The following is a 6,000-nucleotide window of genomic DNA, read 5'->3' as shown; positions in this document are numbered from 1 at the left end:
TTAAGTTTGCCGACTAACACCCCGCTAGAAGAAGGATTAAGTGCATTGACTCAAAAAATAGTGTCGATGCAATCGCAAGGTCTGCACTACGGTTTAAAACTAGGTAGTGCAACCTTTACCCCCAATAATTCTATTTCACACATGCATCAATGTCTGAAGGCACTGGCGACTTATCCCAACACACCTTTTGATGCTAGTTCGGCTAAGTCTTCGAGTCATGCATCTATCTCTCCGGCGGCTCCTCTTGCCGCGCAAGCCGCAGACAACAGTGATTTCCAAGGGCTGAGTAAATGAACCATAAAGCAAATATGCTGCTATCCACCTGCTTTATGGTACTAACCCTTAGCCTGCTTACCCCATTGCTAACTTGGGTGATATTACTTGCCATATGCGCGGTTATTATGCAAAGCGCGTTGTATTTTAGGTGGCAAGAATATAACCCAAGTAGCCGCACCGTAAATTTGTTAGCCGTATTATCCTTAATAGCGCTAGGCTGGTTCGGTCTTTCTATTGGTTTGCTCAACAGCATGATTAACCTTTTAGTGATTGCCTGCTCGCTGAAGCTTATGTTGCTTTCAAAAACGAAAGATTTTTTACAGCTATTCTGCTCGTGCATATTTCTGGTCGGCTGTGGTTTTATTTTTGCTTTAGGTATTGAAGCATGGATAGGCTATGTCGCGGTTATCGTTCTTTTGTTCACCGCATTGTCATTGGTATACGCCCCCGCGAGAAGTTTTAGGGGGTCGATGCGTAAATCGTCGATAATACTGCTGCAAGCATTTCCCTTGGCCGCACTGTTATTTGTAGTGATGCCGCAGTTTCCTCCTCTTTGGCAAATGCCTACGTCTAAGTCTAATGAAACAGGGTTATCAGATTCGGTCACGCCAGGGGATATTGCCTCGCTGGCGAGGTCGTCTGATTTAGCGTTCACCGCCACCTTTGAGCAACGCCCACCATTGGCCGAACAGCGGTATTGGCGCGCCATGACGATGGAAGCCTTTGACGGTAAAACGTGGACAATTAGCCCACGACGAAAACAAGCTGAGGCACAGCTTAAAACTATGGGTCGACGTGTCGCGGCGCCTTCAACTGACGCATCGCTTCCCCCCTCAGAAAACTATCAATTGATTGTAGAGCCCAGTAACCAACGCTGGCTGTATTCTCTTGATGTGTCGGCTCAAAACACAAATTTAGACAATCCTGAGATGCGGCGTCAGTTCAATTATGCATTACGTGCGGCGCGTCCAATTGTCGGCAAACGAGCGTTCTATTTAACTTATTATCCAGAAACGCCACGTGTTAGTGAGATATATGACTTTGATTATCAACTTAATATTCAATACCCGATGGACAGCAACGTACGTACTCAAGCGTGGGTAAAGCAGCTAAAAGCAAATGCGCACAGTGAGCGAAGTATTGCCGAAGATATTCTACGCCACTTTAAAACCAACGGGTTTAGTTACACCTTACAACCTGACGCTATGCCGAACTCGCCCATCGACACCTTTATGTTTGAAGCAAAGGCGGGTTTTTGTGCTCACTATGCCAGCGCCATGGTGTTTGCCCTTCGGGTTGCGGGCATTCCTGCTCGTATGGTGACAGGCTATCAAGGTGGCGAATTATTAAGTGACAACGTAATACAAGTTCGCCAATACGATGCCCACGCTTGGGTAGAAGCATTAATAGACGGCGTTTGGGTCTCGTACGATCCTACTAGTATGGTGGCACCATCACGCATTACCTTTGGATTAGAACAAGCGTTAGCCGATTTTAATGAAACTCGCAGTGAAGGTATGTTTAAGAATTTAAATTCAGCTGAACTGTTTTTATCTATCAGAGGATGGTTTCGCCAACTTGATTATCAGTGGAGTAGATTAGTTCTGGGTTTTGACAATCAAACTCAAACTGATTTATTAAAAAAGCTTCTTGGCGATTTAACCTCTAAGAAAATGACGTTCTTCTTTTTGATTCTTCTGGGGATAGTCAGTATTTTTCTGCTTGTGCTGTTCTTTCCTCTTAGAAAGAAGTCGACCGTGCCTGCACATCAACACATTTATTTAAACGCTGTTGAGTTGGTGTCGAATTTTACTAAGGTAGCGCGAGAGAACAAAGGAAGCACCGCATACTTCAAACAAGTGAAACCTTTTTTGCCAACAAAGGCGGCCTCGCTATTTAACTCGCTCACCCAAGATTTTGAACATGCACTATATCAAAGTGCCACAGATGAAAGTCGCGATAGCCGAAGGCAAAAAGAACGAACAATAAAAGATACATTTGCTGCGTTGAAAAAAGACTTAAAGCAAACCAAAGCCAAATAACGCTAGAGTCAGTCAACAATAAAAAGTGTGGGGTGGAATTTTGGTTTATTAACCACCAATTCGGTGCACCCTAGCACTTCATTTGCACCATTGTGGTTTGAAGCTGATTACTTTAATCATTTGTTAGCGTAACTAAATAATAATAACCCAATGATTTAATTGGAGTTATCATTAAAATGATTTTTTGGCACTATTTTCGCTAATCTTTTAACAGTACGAGTCGGTTTGTAAACTGGCTAACACAATCTATCGAATTGGATAAAGACGTCCACAACCTTCTTTGGAAACAGGGAATGGTGTGGACGTTTTTTTTTGTTCGTTTGTTCTATCGATGAAAGCAGTGATGTGGCTCGTTATTTTAAATAAATTACAAATCAGGGTGATTAATTATGGCTTATTTACTTCCCGCCGAGTTTGCTACGAAAATGGTAGATGCCGGTGAATCTAAAATTTACATGTCTACACGAGATACGCTGATCCGCGCATTTATGGCTGGCGCAATATTAGCGTTAGCGGCTGTATTTGCTATTACAATTGCGGTGCAAACCGGCATCTTCTTACTGGGGGCCGTTTTGTTCCCGGTTGGTTTTTGTATGCTGTATTTAATGGGCTTCGACCTATTAACGGGTGTATTTGTATTAACCCCACTTGCTTGGCTTGCTAAGCGACCGGGTGTTACCCCTAAACAAATTTTACGTAACTGGGGCTTAGTGTTTTTAGGTAACTTTGGTGGCGCACTGACTGTTGCCTTTATGATGTCTTTTATTTTCACCATGGGTTACAACGTAGATGGTGGCGCTATTGCTGCTAAAGTAGCTAGTATTGGAGAAGCAAGAACATTGGGTTACGCAGAACATGGTACTGCAGGTTGGTTTACTATTTTTATTCGCGGCATGTTGTGTAACTGGATGGTATCACTTGGCGTAGTTGGCGCGATGATCTCTACTCATGTGAGCGGTAAAGTATTGGCCATGTGGATGCCTATCATGCTGTTCTTTTTCATGGGTTTTGAACACTCTGTTGTGAACATGTTCTTATTCCCATTTGGTCTTATCATGGGTGGTGAGTTCTCTATCATGGATTACTTCGTGTGGAATGAAATTCCAACAGCGCTAGGTAACCTTGTTGGTGGTTTAGCGTTTACAGGTTTAACGATTTACAGCACACACGTTAAAACTGCACCTAAGCGTAAAATTGCTGTTGCTGAAAAAGCGCCAGCAAAAGCCGCTACAGTATAAGTTAGCAAGCCCGGTACGTTTCCTCTGTATCGGGCTTTTTTAATATGCAGATTCAATCCTTATCACTTCACTATAGCGAATGCAGTAGCGCCGGCGTTAAGCCTATAAATCAGGACGCTTGCGATGCGTTTATTCCAGCTAGTAACAACCCAGCTTTATCATTAAAAGGCGCCGCCTTTGCACTTGCCGATGGCATAAGTAGCAGTACGGTTAGCCAAATCGCCAGTGATTTAGCAATTAAAGATTTCATAAAACAATACTATTGTACCCCTGAAACCTGGGGAGTGGTGCAAAGTGCTAAAAACGTTATACAAAGTATTAATGCCACTTTATATACCAAAACCCAGCAAAGCCCTTTTTGCTATACCCCTGATAAGGGCTATGTATGCACTTTTTCTGCGGTTATCGTTAAAGGCGATACGGCACATATATTCCATGTGGGTGATGCTAGAGTCTGTTTGTATTCTGACGATAGGATACAAGTACTCACCCAATCTCATCGAGTAAACCACTCTAAGCATGAGTCTTATCTCGCTAATGCACTGGGTGTGCATGCGAATGTCGACATTGATTACCTCGCGGTCCCGCTAAAAGCAGGCGATACCCTTGTTCTAATGACAGATGGCGTTTATGAATATGTTTCATCCCCTACGCTTGCCTCACTTATATCGCCGGTTTATGCATCTGAGAATGACGCTTCTACTCATAGCACTTCTAGTCAAAACACTTCTATTCCAAAAGCTTCTATTGCAAAAAAGAGCGCCAAGCCCCTCGCGCAACGCCTTGTAGATCTTGCGTTAGAAAACAACAGTAATGATAACGTTTCTTGCCAATTTATAACGGTAGAGAGCGTGGGCGATGGCAAGTTTTTAACACCGGAATATGCTGTTGATGAAACGTCACTTCCCATTATTAAACAGTTGAATGTGGGCGAGACAATAGATGGCTACCGCATTGAGCGACAGCTATACCAGTCAGCTAGAAGCCATGTTTTCCTAGCGTGGGATGAAAATACCAAAGCACATATCGTTATTAAAATACCCTCTACTGAACTGGCACAAGACAGCGACTACCTTGAACACTTTGCATTAGAAGAATGGCTGGCACGACGAATTAAATCCAACCATGTAATTAACGTACCTACTCGTATTCAGCCGCCTTCATGTATGTATACCATTAGCGAATATATTGAAGGGCAGAACTTAACCCAGTGGCTAACCGATAACCCTAAGCCAGATGTTGAAAAAGTGCGAAGTATTATTGAGCAGGTAGCACAAGGCTTAATGGCCATGCACCGAGAAGGGCTACTGCATCAAGACATTCGCCCTGAAAATATCATGATTGAAGCTTCAGGCAACTGCAAAATAATAGATTTAGGTTCGGCCCGTGTTGCTGGCATTAGTGACGCATTATTTGAACAAGAGAGTGATATTATGGGCACCGCAGCTTATGTTGCTCCAGAATACTTCTTAGGCGATAGTGGCTGTGATCAATCCGACCTTTATTCTCTTGCCGTACTCACCTATTACTTACTCAGCGACCGCTTTCCTTATGGCACACAAGTAGCCAAAACCCGGACCGTGGCGGCGCAGCACAAACTCAAATACCAATCGGTGCTTGATGATAGACGGCCTATTCCAGCTTGGATAGATGCCACGCTGAAACGAGCATTACAGCCTAATCCTGAAAAGCGTTTTGCTAGCTTATCTGAGTTTACCTATCACCTTCGACACCCTAGCCCCGCTTTTCTTAACCGCGTGACCGCGCCATTAATACAACGTCACCCACTTAAATTCTGGCAGGGACTGTCCCTGCTGTTAGTTATTAGTAATGTAATTACCTTCATACTGCTTTATGGCAACAACTAACTTTTATCAATAACCCGTATCACTCAAAAAAGGAAATGCAATGATTACCAATCGAACTCAAGTTACCGACATGATCCAGTCTTCAAAAATTTCTAAAGGCATTAAATGGAGTGAAATTGCCCAAGCGGTAGGACAATCAAAAGAATGGAGTACCGCCGCGTGTTTAGGGCAAATGGCGATGACTAAAGAACAAGCGACAGCCGTGGGCGAAATGCTAGAACTGAGTGATGAAGCCATTGCTTGGTTACAAATTGCGCCTTATAAAGGTTCGTTGCCGACCGAAGTGCCTACCGACCCGCTTATCTATCGCTGGTACGAATTAGTCAGTGTTTATGGCACAACCTTAAAAGAACTTATTCATGAAGAATTTGGAGACGGCATAATGAGCGCTATCGATTTCTCAATGGATTTGCAACGCGAGAACGATCCTAAAGGTGACCGCGTAAGTGTGGTGATGTCTGGAAAGTTCTTACCCTACAAGATGTATTAATTAGCATTTAGCAACAAAAAAGCCCGTCTGGTATTCCAGACGGGCTTTTATATGCTTAACACTAAGGTAAGCATGAATGCTTACCT

General features: G+C 43.4%; 4 protein-coding genes and 1 pseudogene. All 5 read left to right on the top strand.

Annotated features, from left to right (window positions below; translation table 11 throughout):
• A pseudogene (locus AAC006_RS19555) lies at positions 1-294 on the top strand (hypothetical protein); the annotation flags it as partial.
• Positions 291-2,318, top strand: a complete 2,028-nt coding sequence (locus AAC006_RS19550; RefSeq protein WP_339892317.1) for a DUF3488 and transglutaminase-like domain-containing protein — start codon at positions 291-293, stop codon at positions 2,316-2,318. The pseudogene AAC006_RS19555 and the gene AAC006_RS19550, both read left to right, overlap by 4 nt.
• A gap of 389 nt (positions 2,319-2,707) precedes the next feature.
• Positions 2,708-3,556 carry a formate/nitrite transporter family protein gene (locus AAC006_RS19545; RefSeq protein WP_013784673.1) on the top strand — a complete coding sequence of 283 codons (849 nt, stop codon included), beginning with the start codon at positions 2,708-2,710 and terminating at the stop codon, positions 3,554-3,556.
• Between the two features lie 44 nt (positions 3,557-3,600).
• The gene (locus AAC006_RS19540) at positions 3,601-5,424 is read left to right on the top strand and encodes a bifunctional protein-serine/threonine kinase/phosphatase (protein ID WP_339892316.1); all 1,824 of its coding nucleotides are present in this window, start codon (positions 3,601-3,603) and stop codon (positions 5,422-5,424) included.
• A 40-nt stretch (positions 5,425-5,464) separates the two neighbouring features.
• Positions 5,465-5,914, top strand: a complete 450-nt coding sequence (gene cynS, locus AAC006_RS19535) for a cyanase (RefSeq protein WP_013784675.1) — start codon at positions 5,465-5,467, stop codon at positions 5,912-5,914.
• Positions 5,915-6,000 lie beyond the last annotated feature (86 nt).

This window comes from uncultured Alteromonas sp. (genome assembly GCF_963976965.1).
GTDB classification, from domain to species: Bacteria; Pseudomonadota; Gammaproteobacteria; order Enterobacterales; family Alteromonadaceae; genus Alteromonas; species Alteromonas naphthalenivorans.
This window is presented reverse-complemented; position numbering and strand designations above follow the sequence as displayed.